This window comes from Caballeronia choica (assembly GCF_001544535.1).
Lineage (GTDB): Bacteria > Pseudomonadota > Gammaproteobacteria > Burkholderiales > Burkholderiaceae > Caballeronia > Caballeronia choica.
On record NZ_FCON02000466.1, the window covers coordinates 1 to 1,325 of the forward strand.

The 1,325-nt window shown below is 59.2% G+C and carries 1 protein-coding gene; it reads right to left on the bottom strand.

Going from position 1 to position 1,325, the window contains the following annotated elements:
- The coding region (locus tag AWB68_RS45025; RefSeq protein ID WP_087650465.1) for an MFS transporter at positions 1-1,280 on the bottom strand (1,280 nt) is incomplete at its 3' end.
- Positions 1,281-1,325: the final 45 nt, after the last annotated feature.

Genomic DNA, 1,325 nt, shown 5'->3' on the forward strand with positions numbered 1-1,325 from the left:
ACAAGCGATATCAGGCCGCAACCGATCACGTAGTAGGCGGGTGCATTGGGATCCTTCGTAAAATGAATCAACAGCGTCGAGAAGAATTGCGAGAAGCTTCCGAAGATGACGACCGCGACGTAGTAGCTCACTGAAAGTCCGGTGGCACGCAGCCGCTGCGGTAACACTTCGCTCACCAACACCAGCGTCGAAGCCGACGTCATGGCCATCGGTATGGCAAGGCAACCGGCCACGATCAGCAAGCAACTCAGCGAACGCACGCTATTGAGCGCATAAAAAGCGGGGTAAATCATCGCGAGCATCGCCACGCGCGACCACCATACGACCGTGCGACGACCGACACGATCGGTCAGCCACCCGGCGAGCGGAGAGAGGAGCGTCAGAACGAGGGAACCGACAAAGCCAGCCCAGATTGCTTGGGAAAGCGGGATGTGAAGCTGGATCGCGCCATAGTTCGGAAGGTAGAAGACAACGATGTGCACGGCCGACGCCAACCCGATCATCAGCAACACGCTTGCCAGCAATTCGCGCCAGTTCTCTTTCATCAGGCTTCGATGGGATGCCTTGTGGTTCTCGCCCCACTTGGCAGGGACCAGGGTTTCGTCCAGACGCGAGCGAATCATCACGCTAATCGGGATCACCAGAACGCCAATGACGAATGAGACGCGCCAACCCCAGGACGCCAGAGCGGACGGCGGCAGGAAATTGGTCAGCGTAAGGGCGACGAGTGCCGCGAAGATGGCGGCAAGGCCTTGGCTGAATGGTTGCCAGCTTGTATAAAATCCGCGCGATTTCTCATCCGCGTATTCGAGCAACATCGCGCTGGCGGGTCCCATCTCTCCGCCAATCGCAAAGCCCTGAAGCAGACGAGCGATTGTCATCATGATTGGCGCGGCCAGGCCGATCTGGGCGTAGGTGGGCGTGAGCACCAGCAGTGCAGCGCTTAACGCCATCAGCCACAGTGTGAGCACCACCGCAGGCTTACGACCGACCCGGTCCGCATACGCGCCAATGATCAGTCCGCCGATCGGCCGCATGATGTAGCCGACGCCAAAGGCCGCAAACGAGAACAGCAACTGGCTCAGTGGGTCGGTAAGCGGAAAGTACTGCGGCCCGATCAGGGTCGCGAAGAAGTTGTATACGACCGAGTCGTAAAGTTCGAGGCCGCTGCCGACGGTGATTGCACCAATGGCCCACGGTTTCGACAACGGTCGGGTGGTTGAGGTGGTTGAGGTCATCGGCGGCGAAGAGGCGTTGGCGACGGTGCGATGGTGAGGCATGGGTGTCTCCTGAATTATCTGGCTGCGCCAGTATTTGCATGCTCT